The 15,148-nt window shown below is 64.1% G+C and carries 15 protein-coding genes; 7 read left to right on the forward strand and 8 right to left on the reverse strand.

Going from position 1 to position 15,148, the window contains the following annotated elements:
- Positions 1 to 68: 68 nt before the first annotated feature.
- Positions 69 to 1,340, forward strand: coding sequence for an MFS transporter (locus AC07OK_RS21790; RefSeq protein ID WP_494692330.1), 1,272 nt, complete (start codon positions 69 to 71; stop codon positions 1,338 to 1,340).
- On the opposite strand, the gene AC07OK_RS21795 is transcribed toward AC07OK_RS21790, so the two are convergent.
- From AC07OK_RS21795 to AC07OK_RS21825, 7 genes are all read right to left on the reverse strand, one after another.
- Positions 1,312 to 2,472, reverse strand: a complete 1,161-nt coding sequence (locus tag AC07OK_RS21795; protein WP_494692253.1) for an acyltransferase family protein — start codon at positions 2,470 to 2,472, stop codon at positions 1,312 to 1,314. The genes AC07OK_RS21790 and AC07OK_RS21795 overlap by 29 nt on opposite strands.
- 2 nt (positions 2,473 to 2,474) lie before the next feature.
- Complete coding sequence (locus tag AC07OK_RS21800; protein ID WP_494692254.1) at positions 2,475 to 3,512, reverse strand: hypothetical protein; 1,038 nt, start codon at positions 3,510 to 3,512, stop codon at positions 2,475 to 2,477.
- A gap of 87 nt (positions 3,513 to 3,599) precedes the next feature.
- Positions 3,600 to 4,601 carry a formylglycine-generating enzyme family protein gene (locus AC07OK_RS21805; RefSeq protein WP_494692255.1) on the reverse strand — a complete coding sequence of 334 codons (1,002 nt, stop codon included), beginning with the start codon at positions 4,599 to 4,601 and terminating at the stop codon, positions 3,600 to 3,602.
- Positions 4,602 to 4,713: 112 nt separating this feature from the next.
- On the reverse strand, positions 4,714 to 5,481 hold the full coding sequence (locus AC07OK_RS21810; protein ID WP_494692256.1) for a LytR/AlgR family response regulator transcription factor: 768 nt from the start codon (positions 5,479 to 5,481) through the stop codon (positions 4,714 to 4,716).
- Positions 5,478 to 6,608 (reverse strand): sensor histidine kinase, encoded by a 1,131-nt coding sequence (locus AC07OK_RS21815; RefSeq protein ID WP_494692257.1) that lies wholly within the window; start codon positions 6,606 to 6,608, stop codon positions 5,478 to 5,480. Before AC07OK_RS21815 ends, AC07OK_RS21810 begins: the two co-directional genes overlap by 4 nt.
- A gap of 107 nt (positions 6,609 to 6,715) precedes the next feature.
- Positions 6,716 to 7,189, reverse strand: coding sequence for an XRE family transcriptional regulator (locus tag AC07OK_RS21820; RefSeq protein ID WP_494692258.1), 474 nt, complete (start codon positions 7,187 to 7,189; stop codon positions 6,716 to 6,718).
- Positions 7,190 to 7,198: 9 nt separating this feature from the next.
- Entirely contained in the window at positions 7,199 to 7,624 is a 426-nt protein-coding gene (locus AC07OK_RS21825) for a type II toxin-antitoxin system RelE/ParE family toxin (protein WP_494692259.1), read from the reverse strand.
- Between the two features lie 265 nt (positions 7,625 to 7,889).
- Between AC07OK_RS21825 and ychF the strand changes: the two genes are divergently transcribed.
- Together ychF and AC07OK_RS21835 are read left to right on the forward strand one after the other, a co-directional pair.
- Positions 7,890 to 8,981, forward strand: coding sequence for a redox-regulated ATPase YchF (gene ychF, locus AC07OK_RS21830; RefSeq protein ID WP_494692260.1), 1,092 nt, complete (start codon positions 7,890 to 7,892; stop codon positions 8,979 to 8,981).
- A 141-nt stretch (positions 8,982 to 9,122) separates the two neighbouring features.
- Positions 9,123 to 9,632, forward strand: coding sequence for a YybH family protein (locus AC07OK_RS21835; protein ID WP_494692261.1), 510 nt, complete (start codon positions 9,123 to 9,125; stop codon positions 9,630 to 9,632).
- 26 nt (positions 9,633 to 9,658) lie between these two features.
- Here AC07OK_RS21835 and AC07OK_RS21840 read toward each other — a convergent pair whose 3' ends face one another.
- Complete coding sequence (locus AC07OK_RS21840) at positions 9,659 to 9,865, reverse strand: hypothetical protein (RefSeq protein ID WP_494692262.1); 207 nt, start codon at positions 9,863 to 9,865, stop codon at positions 9,659 to 9,661.
- A gap of 182 nt (positions 9,866 to 10,047) precedes the next feature.
- Here AC07OK_RS21840 and AC07OK_RS21845 point away from each other — a divergent pair, with 182 nt between their 5' ends.
- From AC07OK_RS21845 to AC07OK_RS21860, 4 genes are all read left to right on the forward strand, one after another.
- Positions 10,048 to 10,776, forward strand: a complete 729-nt coding sequence (locus tag AC07OK_RS21845) for a Crp/Fnr family transcriptional regulator (protein ID WP_494692263.1) — start codon at positions 10,048 to 10,050, stop codon at positions 10,774 to 10,776.
- Complete coding sequence (locus tag AC07OK_RS21850) at positions 10,773 to 12,491, forward strand: hybrid sensor histidine kinase/response regulator (RefSeq protein WP_494692264.1); 1,719 nt, start codon at positions 10,773 to 10,775, stop codon at positions 12,489 to 12,491. Before AC07OK_RS21845 ends, AC07OK_RS21850 begins: the two co-directional genes overlap by 4 nt.
- Complete coding sequence (locus AC07OK_RS21855; protein ID WP_494692265.1) at positions 12,488 to 13,300, forward strand: response regulator; 813 nt, start codon at positions 12,488 to 12,490, stop codon at positions 13,298 to 13,300. Before AC07OK_RS21850 ends, AC07OK_RS21855 begins: the two co-directional genes overlap by 4 nt.
- Positions 13,301 to 13,497: 197 nt before the next feature.
- Entirely contained in the window at positions 13,498 to 15,105 is a 1,608-nt protein-coding gene (locus AC07OK_RS21860) for an NYN domain-containing protein (RefSeq protein ID WP_494692266.1), read from the forward strand.
- Positions 15,106 to 15,148 lie beyond the last annotated feature (43 nt).

The following is a 15,148-nucleotide window of genomic DNA, read 5'->3' on the forward strand; positions in this document are numbered from 1 at the left end:
CGCAAACAAAAGCGAGACCAGACATGCAGATAAAAGATAACGCAGCAGCCATCGCCCCAGCCTCCGGCATGGACCACGGCGCCACACCCGCCCGAGCGCTTACCCGCCAGGATTACAAGACCCTGTCGCTGGCCGCCCTGGGCGGCGCGCTGGAGTTCTATGACTTCGTTATTTTCGTCTTCTTCACCGCCGTGATCGGCAAGCTGTTCTTCCCGCCGGCTATGCCGGGCTGGCTGAGCATGCTGCAAACCTTCGGCATCTTCGCCGCCGGCTACGTGGTGCGTCCGCTGGGCGGCATCATCATGGCGCACTTCGGCGATCTGTTTGGCCGGAAAAAAATGTTCACCATGTCCATCCTGCTGATGGCGGTGCCGACGCTGCTGATGGGCATGCTGCCGACCTACGCCAGCATCGGCCTGGCGGCGCCCATGCTGCTGTTGCTGCTGCGCGTGATGCAGGGCGCGGCCGTGGGCGGCGAGGTGCCGGGCGCGTGGGTGTTTGTGTCCGAGCACGTGCCGGCGCGCCATATCGGCTATGCCTGCGGCACGCTGACCGCCGGCCTGACCGCCGGCATCTTGCTGGGCTCGGTGGTCGCCACCGGCATCAACACCGCCTTCACGCCGGAGCAGGTGCTCGACGGCGCCTGGCGCTTGCCGTTCCTGCTGGGCGGCTTCTTTGGCCTGGGCGCGATGTACCTGCGCCGCTGGCTGCATGAGACGCCGGTCTTCGCCGAGCTGCAGCAGCGCAAGGCGCTGGCCGCCGAAATGCCGCTCAAGACCGTGCTGCGCAATCACCGTGGCGCGGTGGTGGTGTCGATGCTGCTGACGTGGATGCTGTCGGCCGCCATCGTCGTGGTGATCCTGATGACGCCGACCTTGCTGCAAAAAATATACGGCTTCGATCCGCATACCTCGCTGGTGGCGAACACCCTGGCGACGCTGTGCCTGTCCATCGGTTGCCTGGTGGCGGGCGTGCTGGCCGACCGCATCGGCGCGCGCACTACCTTGTTCGGCGGCGCCTTGCTGCTGGCGATCAGCACCTACGTGTTCTACACCACGCTGCACGCACGGCCGGATTTGCTGCTGCCCTTGTATGCGCTGGTTGGCTTCACGGTCGGCGTGGTTGGCGCCGTGCCTTGCGTGCTGGTCAAGGCGTTCCCGGCGCAGGTGCGCTTCTCCGGCATGTCGTTCTCGTACAACGTGGCGTACGCCGTCTTCGGCGGCCTGACGCCGGTGGTGGTGGCGTTGATGCTGAAGAATAATCCGCTGGCGCCTGCCTACTATGTCATCGCCGTGAGCGTGATCGGCATGATCACCGCGCTGTTCGTGAAGGAACGTTGAGTCGGGGCGCGCCGGCACGGTCGCGCAGCAGCAGGAACGGTTTTTCTAGCGCGACGTGCAGCAGCCACGCGGCGGCCCAGGACATGGCGCCGTAGCTCGCCAGGAACAGCAGACTGCCCAACACGGGCGCTTGCTGCATGCCGCCAAGCAGGGCCTGGCACAGTTTTGTGGCAGGTCCGATCAGCGGGTAGTGCACCAGATACAGCGCGTAGGACAGCCTGGCGATGTAGCGCAGCGGACGCGCGGCGCCGAACGAAGGCAGCTGGGCATTGACGGCCAGGCCGCAGCGCACCAGCAGCGCAAACAGCATGGACGACAACGCGATGATCCAGCAGACCGTCGGCCAGTCGCCCTGTGCCAGCCAGTCCCGGTACGTCAACAGCAACAGCGGCAGTACCGCCAGCGCCAGGAACAGCGTGCGCGGCGCGTGGCGCGCACCGGACGCGCCGTGCTGGACGGCGACCAGCACGCCCGCCAGGATGCCCAGCACGGCATGGTGGAACGGCGCGCGTATCGCCCAGAAGAAGGCCGGGTAGTCGCCCGGCGCGATGCTCTGGGCGCTGGCCTGCATAGCCCAGCATAACCCACCCATCACCGCCGCCAGCAGCATGCAGGCGGAGCGCGTGCTCATCCGCGTCAGCAGCAACAGCAGCAATGGTGTGGCCAGGTAAAACTTCTCTTCCACCGCCAGCGACCACAGCGTGACCATCACATCCGAACCCAGATAATCCTGCAAGAACAGCAGGTGCGTGGCGAAGGACAGGCTCGAGTACCCCGCACCCAGCGTCCACGGCGCGGCCAGCCAGCAAAGCAGGATCACGCCCCAGTACAGCGGCAAGGTGCGGAAGGCGCGGCGGCGGTAGAAGTCCAGCACCGAGGCGCGCTCGAACGGCGCGGCATGCGGCCCGGCGAAGTGGCTGCCGATCAGGAAACCGCTCAACACGAAGAACAGGTCGACGCCGATCCAGCCATTGGCCGACAGCACCGCCAGCGGACCGCCGGGCACGACGCCGAATGTGGCCTGCGACGCCACCGCCCAATGCCGCGCCAGCACCAGCAGGATCGCGAAGGCGCGCAGCGCATCGAGGACGGGGTAGCGGCCCGGCTTGCCGGCCAGTCCGGTGTGCGGCATGGTCAGACGATCTTCAGCGCGCTCTGGACATCGCGCTTGCGCAGCTTCCAGATGATCGAGTCAACGATGTAGTGATGGAAGTTGATGCCCTGGTAGGCGATCACGACCAGCGGCACCAGCGTGTAGTTGGCGAAGTAGGCGTTGGATATGTCGATCGAGCGGTACACCACGCCGGTCAGCGCCAGGCAGGCCATCAGGTAGAGCGGCCAGCGGCCTTCCTGGCTGAGCCAGGACAGCGCCCGCTGCTCGGGGTTGACGCCGCCCTTGAACTGGTTGGAATTGAACAGCCACACAAAGGCGATGTACTGCGCGTTGTGCCAGACGTTGATGACCAGCCAGCCGCTGGTGATGTCGTGGATCGCGACATACGACACCAGGTAGATCAGGTAGTGCGAGCACAGGTAGGCGAAATGCAGCCGGCCCAGCGTGCCGTCGCGCAGCGCGCGCACCTGCGCCGCCAGCCACCAGGCCAGGCAGGCGCCCGCCGCAGCCAAGGTGGCCAGGGCCAGCCATTGCGGCACCGGCAGCTTCCACACTTCCATCGACAGGAAAGTGGAATCCGGGCGCGCGCTCATCATCAGGAAGGCGGCGGCCGGCACCAGGTAGAACGTGACGCGGTTGAACCCGGCGTTGCCGGCCTGGACGCTGCGCGTCTTCATGCCATAGGCCTTGTTGATGCCCTCGCTTTGCCGCGTGTAGTGATACCACTGCCAGTGCATGTACAGCGTGGCGACCGCCGCCAAACCACCCCAGACGATCAGCAGGTAGACTCCGGCGAATACCGCCACCGGCAAGGGCAGCAGCAGGGCCCAGTGCTGGCGCGCCGACTTCAGGTCGAACAGCAGGCGGGTGTAGGTGGAAATGACATGGTGGTAACCCAGCAAGGCCAGGTCCAGCGAAATAATCAGCACAAAGTATTGCGGGAAGCCGAGCGCCAGCGCGCCCACGGCCAGCGCGAGCAGGGGAATGCCCAGCACGAACAGGCGATCGAATCGCCTGCTGCGCATGTAGATCGGGGCCGTTGCGGCGATTGCTGGCATGGCGTGGACTCCTGCAGATAGCACTGTCTGTATGATAGTGCTATACGGCAATAAGTCCACTATTCCTTTGTGTGGTGTTGCGCGGGCCTATTTTGCGCGGCGGCTGCGTTCGGCTGCCTGCGCCTTCGCCAGGCCGGCCTCGAAGGCGCTTGCGGCGGCATCCTGGACCACGTCCCCACTGACATCCTCGGCAATGCGGAAGCCTTCGCCCACGCTGCTGCGGTTGTCCGTTCCGGTATGGCCGCGGTAGGTCGGGCTGGCGCCGGCCGGGCCGCTGTTGTAGCTGCCGCCGCGATGGATGACCATGGACGAGCCGTGGAACAGCTCACAGCCGGTGGTCCACGGCGCGCCATTGCCGGGGGCGCCCTGGTAGTTCAGGTGCTGGCAGTCTTCGACCACTTCGCCCGCGTTGCCGAGCATGTCGTACAGGCCCCAGGCATTGGGCTGGTACATGCCGACCACCGTGGTCAGCTCGGCCTGGTCGTCGCAGGCGATTTCCTTCCTGTCCTTGCCGGTCAGGCGGGTGATGGCGGTCTTGCCGCTGCGGTCATAAACATTGGCGTATTGGCACAGTGCGGCCGGATCGTCGCCATACGGATAGCGGCTGTTGCTGCCGGCGCGCGCCGCGTATTCCCATTCCGCTTCGCTGGGCAGGCGGAAGTGGCGCCCGGTTTGCTTCGACAGCCATTGCAGGTAGGCGTGGGCGTCGTCCCAGCTCACGCACATCACCGGGTAATAGTCGCCGGGCGCGTTGACGGCGGCGTTCCAGCCGGTCTTGCCGCTTTCCATGCCCCAGTCGTTGGCCGCCAGCTTCCAGCAATCGCCGTCGGCCTTGTAGCCGGTGGCGTCGATGAACTGGCGGAATTGCCCGACCGTGGTTTCGTAGCGGGACAGGCGGTAGCTCTTGATGTTGACGGTATGTAGCGGCTCCGAGTTCGGATAGCCATCGTCCTTCGGATTGGCGGTGCTGCCCATGACGAATTCGCCGCCCTTGAGCGTGACCATGGAGGGCGTGAGCAGGGCGGTGTCGGCCGCGAACAGCGGGCCGCTCAACATCAGCATCGACAACAACGAGAGGGTTTTTTTCATGGAAGAGTCCTGTGGGATCAATGTTTGCGAGAAGACAACGATCCCACAGGGGCAGCGCGGACGGCAGCGGCAAGCGACGAATCGACAGCGGCGCCGACGAATCGCCAGCGGCCTACATCGCCCGGAACAGGTGGACGTAGGCCCGGCTGACGCGCAACTCGCGCGCATGGCCTTTGACACGCAGGAACAGGCGGCTGCTTTCATCGCGCCGGGTGCCGGCCAGGTAGTCCAGGTTGACCAGCGTGGAGCGGTGCACCTGCCAGAACTGTTCGGGATCAAGTTGTTCGCTCAGCTCGACGATGGTGGTGCGGATCAGGTGTTCGCCGCCGGTGGACTGCACCACCGTGTACTTGTCGTCGGCATGGAAGTACAGGATGTCGCTGACGGCGATCTGGTGCACCAGTTCGCCCTGGCCGGCGCGCACGAAGCGCAACCGCGCCGGCGCCGCCGGTCCGCGCGTCAACTGGTGCAGCGCTTGCGACAGGCGCGCGTCGGGCTGCGCGCTGCGGCCGGCCGCCTGCAGGGCCAGCGTGGCCTTGACCCGTTCGATCATCTGCGTCAGCCGGTCGGTCTTCAGGGGCTTGAGCAGGTAGTCGAGCGCGCAATGGTCGAAGGCCTGCACCGCATAAGTGTCGAAGGCGGTGACGAACACCACGCGGGTGTCGCCTTCGATGCCCTGCGCCACTTCCAGCCCGCTCAGGCCCGGCATCTGGATGTCGAGGAAGGCCAGGTCCGGCTCCAGTTCCTCGATGCATGCGGCCGCCTCGACGCCGTTGCGGGCGAGGTGCACGATCTCCAGTTCCGGCCACAGCAGTTCCAGCTGCTCCTTCAGGTACAGCGCCAGGTGCGGTTCGTCGTCGGCGATGAGCGCGCGCGTCATGCCAGCGTCCGGTAGGGGATGGACAGCGAGGCTTGCATGCCCACCGCCTGCGGCGCCAGCGTCAGCGCCGCCTTGGCGCCGTAGCGGGTGCGCAGCCGTTCGCGGATGTTGGGCAGGGCCACGCCGCTGCCGCGCTTGCGCGGACGGCGCGCGCCGTCCAGGCCGAGGCCGTCGTCATCGACGCAGATGTCGAGCTGGCCGTCGACGACGCGCGCGCGGATGCGGATGCGGCCGCCTTCGATCTTGGGCTCCAGGCCGTGTTCGATGGCGTTTTCCACCAGCGGTTGCAGCAGCAGCGTCGGCAAGGTCGCCGCCAGCGCATCGTCGCTGGCTTCGATGTCGAAGCGCAGCCGGTCTTCCATGCGGATCTGCAGCAAGGTCAGGTAGCTGCGCACCATCGCTAGTTCGGCCGCCAGCGTGCTGTCGGTGTGGCGCAGCTGGCCCAGGCTGGCGCGCAGGTAGTCGGTGAAGGTTTCCAGCATCAGCCGGGCGCGCGGCGTGTCGCGATCGAGCAGGCTTTGCACATTGGCCAGCGTGTTGAACAGGAAGTGCGGTTCGATCTGCGCCTGGAGCAGGCGCAGCTGGGCTTCCATCGCCTGGTGCAGCAGCCGGTCCTGCTTGACCCGCAGGCGCCACCAGGACCAGTTGGCCGCCGCCACCACCAGCACGAAGGCGAGGAATTCGGTCTGGGCGATGCGGTGGTGCAGGAACAGGAACCAGCCATCCCAGCCGCTGAGCCAGCAGTACAGACTCAGGCTGAACGCGGCGCCGAACACCACGCCGCCGACGGCGATGGCGTTGATGACCAGCGCGGCGCGCCAGTCGGCCGCCTCGGACATCCGCTCGATGCTGGCGGCGGGCAGCAGCTTTTCGACGATGCGGGTGATCGCCAGCATGCTGTAGGCGACCGTCAGGCAGATGAACAGGTTGAACAGCAGCGAAGCGCGCCACCAGCCGGGATCGCTCACGCGGCCGGTCAGCATGCCGTTAATGAGCATCATGACGGAGCCGATCGGCAGCGCCAGGGCGGCGCCGACCGCCAGCTGCGCCCACAGCGGCTCCTGGCGATGCTTTTTTAACACCCAGAACGAGCGCCAGGCCAGTTGAAAAGAGGGACTAATATTCATGGCGGCAATTGTAGCCGGGAAGAATGGCCGGGCAGGGCGGAATGCGATGGATCGACGGGATTGCCGACGGAATGCAAGTTCCTATTCCTTTTAAATGACGCGTTGCGCTAGGCGCCCGCACGTTTTGCGCGCGGCGTTGCTCGTTTCTTGGCTGCGGCAACTGGTTTTTTTGTCGGAGCCTTCACAGCGGTTTTTCTGGCTGGCGGCTTGGCGGCACGCGCGAATGTTTCGGCATCGTCGCCGACCGACCTGTCAGACCATTGTAGGAAATTTTGCAAGTCAATTCGAACGCCGTTCTTGTCGAGAACCGATAGTTCAAGCGTCAATCCCAAAGATTTCAGAAATCGGCGTAACGTTGAAACATAGGTATCGGAACGTTTTTCAAGTTGAGAAACCGCGTTCTGGTTGATGCCCAGGTCCTTGGCTACTTCAACCTGGGTTTTACCTACCGCCTTGCGAAAATCGGTAAGCGTCGCCGCGTGCGCAATCATCTCTTCAATTTTTTTATGAGAAAGCGCCGCAATCTTCTTCTGACGGTCAGCCGGCAGGTTGTTGATGACATCGTTCAGATTTCGTCCCATGGCAAACTCCTATTTCTTACCTTTGCTGCTTTTCGTCTGCACTTTGGCTGGCTGAGCCGCTTCGGCGGACTTCAAGTTTTTCAGGTGTTTATCGAAGCGCTCATTTGCCTTCTTCAATAGGTCTTTATAAAACTTTTTCTCATCCATTCCCTGCTTGTCGGCGGCAACCAGGATGATCGCTTGGCGATGAGGATCAAAGGCAAATGCAGCCCGCCAAATTTCCGAACCATGGTTGGCCTTGAAACGTAGCTCTTTCATATTGGGATGCCTCGGATTCTCCAGCGTTCCCACGTGTGGACGATCGGCAGCTGGTCCGAGTTCCCTCACCGCGACAGCAACCGCAAGCAATTCATCTTGAACATCTTTTGAGAAGGCATCGAATTCGGGGTCAAATTCGTCGTGAAAAAACACTTCCCACTTCTGAGATTGAGTCAATTATCATCTCCTAGTGATATCACGTCAAGATGCTTTCATTGCTTGGAAACCTTGGCATCGCCGCCATGAGCCTTTGGATCAAGGCATCCGAGAGAGTTATAATGCTCATTATCAGGGACAGCATGGGGAAGAAACTGCGGCGTCACGTGCGGTTTGCTCCAGTTTCCCGCTCTTTGTGCAACTTCGAAATTCGGCCTAACTCAATATTGTTGGCGTGACTAACGATCTGAGGCACCGCTAACCAATTGATTTAACAAGGAATTCCATGTCTTTACAATGCGGCATCGTCGGCCTGCCTAACGTCGGCAAGTCCACCCTCTTCAACGCCCTGACCAAGGCCGGCATCCCGGCCGAGAACTATCCGTTCTGCACCATCGAGCCTAACGTCGGCGTAGTCGAAGTGCCGGATCCGCGCATGGGCGCGCTGGCCGAGATCGTCAAGCCGGAACGCATGGTCAACGCCATCGTCGAGTTCGTCGACATCGCCGGCCTGGTGGCGGGCGCGTCGCAGGGCGAGGGCCTGGGCAACCAGTTCCTGTCGCACATCCGCGAAACCGACGCCATCGTCAACGTCGTGCGCTGCTTTGAAGATGACAACGTGATCCACGTGTCCGGCAAGGTCAGCCCGCTCGACGATATCGAAGTGATCCAGACCGAGCTGGCGCTGGCCGACCTGGGCACCGTGGAAAAAGCCATCCACCGCGAAAACAAGAAAGCCCGTTCCGGCGACAAGGACGCCGCCAAGCTGCTGGCCATCATGGAGCGCATCGTGCCGCACCTGAACGAAGCCAAGCCGGTGCGCGCCATGGGCCTGGACGCCGACGAAATGGCCCTGATCAAGCCGCTGTGCCTGATCACCGCCAAGCCGGCCATGTACGTGGCCAACGTCTCCGACACCGGCTTCAAGAACAACCCGCTGCTGGACCAGCTGACCGCCTACGCCGCCACCCAGAACGCCCCGATCGTCGCCATCTGCGCCTCGATCGAAGCGGAAATCGCCGACCTGGACGACGCCGACAAGACCGCCTTCCTGACCGACATGGGCATGGAAGAGCCAGGCCTGGACCGTCTGATCCGCGCCGCCTACAAGTTGCTGGGCCTGCAAACCTACTTCACCGCCGGCGTGAAGGAAGTGCGCGCCTGGACCATCCACGTGGGCGACACCGCGCCGCAAGCGGCCGGCGTGATCCACACCGACTTCGAACGCGGCTTCATCCGCGCGCAAACCATCGCCTATGACGACTTCATCCAGTACAAGGGTGAGAGCGGCGCCAAGGAAGCGGGCAAGATGCGCGCCGAGGGCAAGGAATACGTGGTCAAGGATGGCGATGTGTTGAACTTCCTGTTCAACGTCTAACGTCTAACGCATTCGCATCGTGAAAAAGCCCTGTCGATACAGGGCTTTTTTGTTTCTGCCGTGGCCGCTTTGATCGCCCTTGACTAAGACTGGATCATGACTAAACTATCAACGTGACATGATTTGCAATGGGGAGCCCTGATGCGATTTCCACTCAAGCTAGCGTTACTCATGACCCTGACGGCGATGGATCTGTCGCCCGTACAGGCGGCCCCTGCGGATGACGAGCTGGCGATCCAGCAAGTCGAAAATCGTTGGCAGGACGCCTGGAACCGCCACGATATGGAGGCGCTTTCCAGCCTCTTCACCGATGACGCCGATTTTGTCCAAGTTAACGGGCGGAGATGGATCGGACCGGCCGAGATCAAGAAAAACCACGCACTGGTCCACGAAATGATGTTCAAGGACAGCGTGTGGACCAACCTGAAATTGGACATACGGTTTCTCAAGCCGGACGTCGCCATTGCCCACCAAACGTGGGGGCTGCGCGGCGACAAGAATCCCGATGGCACGGCGCGCACGCCGCGCGAGGGTTTGTTTACCCAGGTGTTTATCAAGCGCGGCGGTCATTGGTTGATTAGCGCCGCCCATAATACGAATATCGCGGTGGTCCCCGGAAGTCCCGTCGCCGGCGCCGTGCCGCCGAAATAAGCATGCGCCGTGGCGGGGCGCTCGCGTCAGGACTTGAAACTCTCGACCAGCTTGAACGCCGCCTGCGTCCTGGCGCGGGCCGCCGTCACGCGCTCGAACAGGTCGGCGGCCAGCAAATTGTAGACCTCGATCTTGGCGCATTGCGCCAGTTCGTGCGCCATCGCATGCTCTTCCGCCAGCGCGGCCTCGTAGTCGCGGAATGCTTCCAGCCCCTCGGCACGATAAATTGACATACAAGCTCTCCCGAATGCCTATGTGTGCTTCAGACTAGCACGATTGCAGCCCGAAATCCGCGCGCACGCCAGACTTGCGGCAAACCGGGCATTTGCACCCATGTGTGTTACCCTGACGAACGGTCATCGTTTGCCGTCCCCGCTCCCCCGCCTAGCTGACGACTGGAACAAGGAATGTTTCAATGCGTCTTAACGACCCCAACCAGAACCACCTGCTGGCCGCGCTGCTAGACGCCGAGTTCGACCGCCTGTCGCCCCACCTTGAACCGATCATGATGCGGCTGGGCGATGTGTTGTATGAATCCGGCGGCAAGCTCGATCACGTGTATTTCCCGACCTCGGCCATCGTCTCGCTGCACTATGTGCTGGAGAACGGCAGCTCGTCCGAGATCGCCGGCGTCGGCAACGAGGGCATCCTCGGCATCTCGCTGTTCATGGGCGGTAACACCACGCCCAGCCGCGCCGTGGTCCAGACCGCCGGTCATGGCTACCGCCTGAAGGCCAACATCCTGCTGGAAGAGTTCAACCGCGCCGGGCCCGTCATGCGCCTGCTGCTGCGCTACACCCAGGCGCTGATCACCCAGATGTCGCAGACGGCGATCTGCAACCGCCATCACACGGTGGAACAGCAGCTGTGCCGCTGGCTGCTGCTGACGCTGGACCGCCTGCCGACCAGCGAGCTGACCATGACCCAGGAACTGATCGCCAGCATGCTGGGCGTGCGGCGCGAAGGGGTGACGGTGGCGGCCGGCCGCTTGCAGGCCAACGGCTATATCAGCAACCGCCGTGGCCATATTTCCGTGCTGGACCGCAGCGGCCTGGAAAACGACGTCTGCGAATGCTATGGCGTGGTCAAAAAAGAATTCGCGCGCCTGATGTCGGACGTGCACCAACGCCAGGGACTGAAATGAAAACCAATAAACCGTCCGCGGGTCCGCTGCTCAAGGCCGACGCGCTGCAACTGGCGATCCACAACAGCGCCAACTTCTCCAGCATCGCCACCGACGCCCAGGGCGTGATCCAGATCTTCAACGTCGGCGCCGAGCGCATGCTGGGCTACAGCGCCGCCGAAGTAGTGAACCAGATCACGCCGGCCGGCATCTCCGACGCGCAGGAAATCATCGCGCGCGCCGCCGCGCTCAGCATCGAAGCGGGCGTGACCATCTTGCCGGGCTTCGAGGCGCTGGTGTTCAAGGCCTCGCGCGGCATCGAAGACATCTACGAGCTCACTTATATCCGCAAGGATGGCAGCCGCTTCCCGGCGATCGTCTCGGTCAGCCCGCTGCGCGACGCCGAGGAAAAAGTCATCGGCTATCTGCTGATGGGCACCGACAACACGGCCCGCAAGCAGGTCGAGCGCGAACAAGCTCTGCTGGACCAGCGCCTGCGCGAGCAGCAGCTGGCGCTGCAGGACACCAATGTGGAACTGGAGGCGGCGCGCGCGCTGGCCGAGACGGCCAACCGCGCCAAGTCGGAATTCCTGTCGGCCATGAGCCATGAACTGCGCACGCCGCTCAACGCGGTGCTGGGCTTTGCGCAGCTGCTGGCGTCGGACAAGCCGCCGCCCAGCGCCTCGCAGCAGCGCTCGCTGGACCAGATCCTCAAGGGCGGCTGGTACCTGCTGCAGTTGATTAATGAAATCCTCGACCTGGCGATGATCGAATCGGGCAAAGTGACGATGTCGCAGGAATCGATGGGCCTGTCCGAAGTGCTGCGGGATTGCCAGGCGCTGATCGGCCCGCAGGCGGAAAAGCGCGGCATCCGTTTGTTCTTCGCCTCGCTGAGCGAGCCCTTCTTCGTGCACGCCGACCGCACGCGCGTCAAGCAGGTAATGATCAACCTGCTGTCCAACGCCATCAAATACAACCGGCGCGGCGGCACGGTGACGGTGGAGTGCGCGGCCGGCAGCAAGGGCATGGTGCGCATCAGCGTCAGCGATACCGGGGCCGGCCTGAGCGCCGAGCAGATGGCGCAGCTGTTCCAGCCCTTCAACCGCCTGGGCCAGGAAGACGGCGCGGAAGAGGGCACCGGCATCGGCCTGGTGGTGACCAAGCAACTGACCGAGCTGATGGGCGGAGCGATCGGCGTGCGCAGCGAAATCGGCGTCGGCACCACCTTCTGGATCGAGCTGGCCGCCAGCAATGAACCGGTGCTGGAAACGACCGCCTTCGACAGTGCGATGGGGCGCGACGGCCAGGACCACGCCACGCAGAGAACGCTGCTGTACATCGAAGACAACCCGGCCAACCTGAGCCTGGTGGAGCAGCTGATCCAGCGTCGCAGCGATCTCAAGCTCCTGACCGCGATCGACGGCCACAGCGGCATCCAGCTGGCGCGCGCCTACCAGCCCGACGTGATCCTGATGGACATCAACCTGCCCGGCGTGAGCGGCTACGGCTGCCTGAAGATCTTGCAGGACGATGCCGCCACGGCCCACATTCCGGTGATGGCGCTGTCGGCCAACGCCATGCCGCGCGATATAGAAAAAGGGGTTGAGGCCGGCTTCTTCCGCTACCTGACCAAGCCGATCAATGTGGTCGAATTCATGGGCGCGCTGGACCTGGCGCTGGAATTCGCCGCCGAACACGGCAGCCTGCACACCAGTACCTACGGAAGCGCATCATGATAGATTCATCTGAAATACTCGGCGCCGAAATCCTGATCGTCGACGACCAGGAAGCCAACGTCATGCTGCTGGAGCAGATGCTGGCCAACGCCGGCTACACCAATGTCAGCAGCACGATGGACCCGTACACCGTGTGCGAGCTGCACCTGAAGCACCACTACGACCTGATCCTGCTGGACCTGCAAATGCCCGGCATGGACGGCTTCGCCGTGCTGGAAGCGCTCAAGGACATCGAGCCGGACGGCTACGTGCCGGTGCTGGTGGTGACGGCGCAGCCGAACCACAAGCTGCGCGCCCTGCAGGCCGGCGCCAAGGATTTCGTCGGCAAGCCGTTCGAGCTGGTCGAGGTGGAGACCCGCATCCACAATCTGCTGGAAGTGCGCCTGCTGCACCGCAAGCTGCAGCGCTACAACCAGCAGCTGGAATACACGGTGCTGGAACGCACGGCGCAATTGCGCGCCAGCGAGGCGCGCTTCCAGCGCTTCGCCGAACTGTCGACCGACTGGTATTGGGAGCAGGATGTCGACGGCCAGCTGACCAACTGGTTCGGGCCGGTGGCCGACATGGTGGGCATCGGCGGCAGCGACACCGGCGGCTGGGACGTGGCCGAGCATGCGCTGCTGCAATCGAACATCGCCGAGCGCAAGGCCTTCCTGGACTTCGTCTACAGCCGGACCCTAGGCGGCGTGCTGCAATATCTGCAGGTGAGCGGCGAGCCCATGTTCGACGAAACCGGCCGTTTCATCGGCTATCGCGGCGTCGGCCGCGACGTCACGGCGATGGTCGGCAAGTTCGCCAAGACGGAGTAATCGGCCGGGGCGCCGCCTGCCGGCCGCTGCCGCCGCGCCGCCCCGGCGCCGGCGCTGCGCGCCGCTGGATGCGGCGCTCGTTGTCGTGTTCGTCGCGCGGGCGGCTTTGTTGGGTATAATCGCCGGATTGCCTGATCGCCGGACCGCAGCGTCTGCCTTCCGCGCCCGTCTCACCCTTCACTAGAAAATTACTCTTCATGGCATCTTCCAACGATAACGTCAGCATGGCGCTGTTCTGCGATTTTGAAAACGTGGCGCTCGGTGTGCGCGACGCCAACTACGACAAGTTCGACATCAAGCCGGTGCTGGAACGTCTGCTGCTCAAGGGCAGCATCGTGGTCAAGAAGGCGTATTGCGACTGGGACCGCTACAAAGCCTTCAAGGCTCCCATGCACGAGGCTAACTTCGAGCTGATCGAAATCCCGCATGTGCGCCAGTCCGGCAAGAACTCGGCCGACATCCGCATGGTCGTCGACGCGCTCGACTTGTGCTACACCAAGTCGCACGTCGACACCTTCGTCATCATTTCCGGCGATTCCGATTTTTCGCCGCTGGTGTCCAAGCTGCGCGAGAACGCCAAGAAGGTGATCGGCGTCGGCGTCAAGCAGTCGACGTCGGACCTGCTGGTGGCCAACTGCGACGAATTCATCTTCTACGACGACCTGGTGCGCGAAAGCCGCCGCGCCAAGCGCGAAGCCAGCCCGGAAGCCAAGCCGGCCGTCAAGCGTTCGCCGGAAGAGGAGCGCGTACGCCGCGAAGAAATGGACAAGCGCCGCAACCAGGCGGTGGAAATCGCCGCCAACACCTTCGAGGCGCTGGTCTCCGAGCGCGGCGACAGCGGCAAGATCTGGGCCTCGGTGCTGAAAGAGGCGATCAAGCGCCGCAAGCCGGACTTCAGCGAGTCCTACTATGGCTTCCGCACCTTCGGCAACCTGATCGAGGAATGCAAGGCGCGCGGCCTGCTGGAATTCGGCCGTGACGAGAAGTCCGGCGCCTATGTGTATCGCGGCACCGGCGTGGCGACGCCGGGCGAGTCGTCGGTGGACGGCGCGCCGGCCGAGGCGCAGGACGGCGGCAAGCAGGAATCGCGCCGCAGCCGCGGCCGTGGCCGCACCGCCGCCGAGCGCTTCGCCGAACGCCAGGCCGAGCGCCAGGCGCAGCAGGCACGCGCCGCCGGGCAAACCGATGGCGACGAGGACGACGCCGAGCAGCCAGCGCCACGCTACGTCGAACCGGAGCAATTGGCCGGCCAGCCGGAAACGGCTGAAGCATTTGAGGCGCCAGCGGCCGCACCGGCCAGCGACGCCGAGCGCGGTCGTGGCCGTGGTCGCGGCAATCGCGGCGGCCGCAAGCAGGGCGAGCGCCAGGGCCAGCAGGATGCCGTCGCCGCCGTCGAAGCGCCGGTGGTGGCGCAGGCTGCGGTCGAAGCGCCGGTGGTGGCCGACGAAGCGCCCGCCAAGAAAAAGGGCGGTCCGAAACCGCCTGCGCGCAAGCTGAAAGAGGCTGCCAAGCCGAAGGACGACGCTGCGGCGCCTGCCAAGGGCGGCAAGAATGCGAAAAACGTTCGTGGCGCCAAGGGTGCGGTAGCGGCCCATGGCGAACCGCCGGCGGCGCCAGCTCCGGCGCCGGTTGACGCGGCGGCGGCGCCGGTGCCAGCATCGGCTCCGGTCGCTGCGGCCGAGGCCGACGCCAAGCCAGCGGCCAAGCCTGCCAAGGCCAAGGCGGCCGCCAAGCCGGCGGCCCGCAAGCCGGCCGCGCCGCGCGCGCCGCGTCCCGCCAAGGCCGCGGCCAAGACCGAGGAGTAATCCCGGACGGGGAGGGGCGGGCCGCCAGCGGCCCGCCGCAGCC

It is taken from the genome of Duganella sp. GW821-FHT07G03, assembly GCF_059418605.1.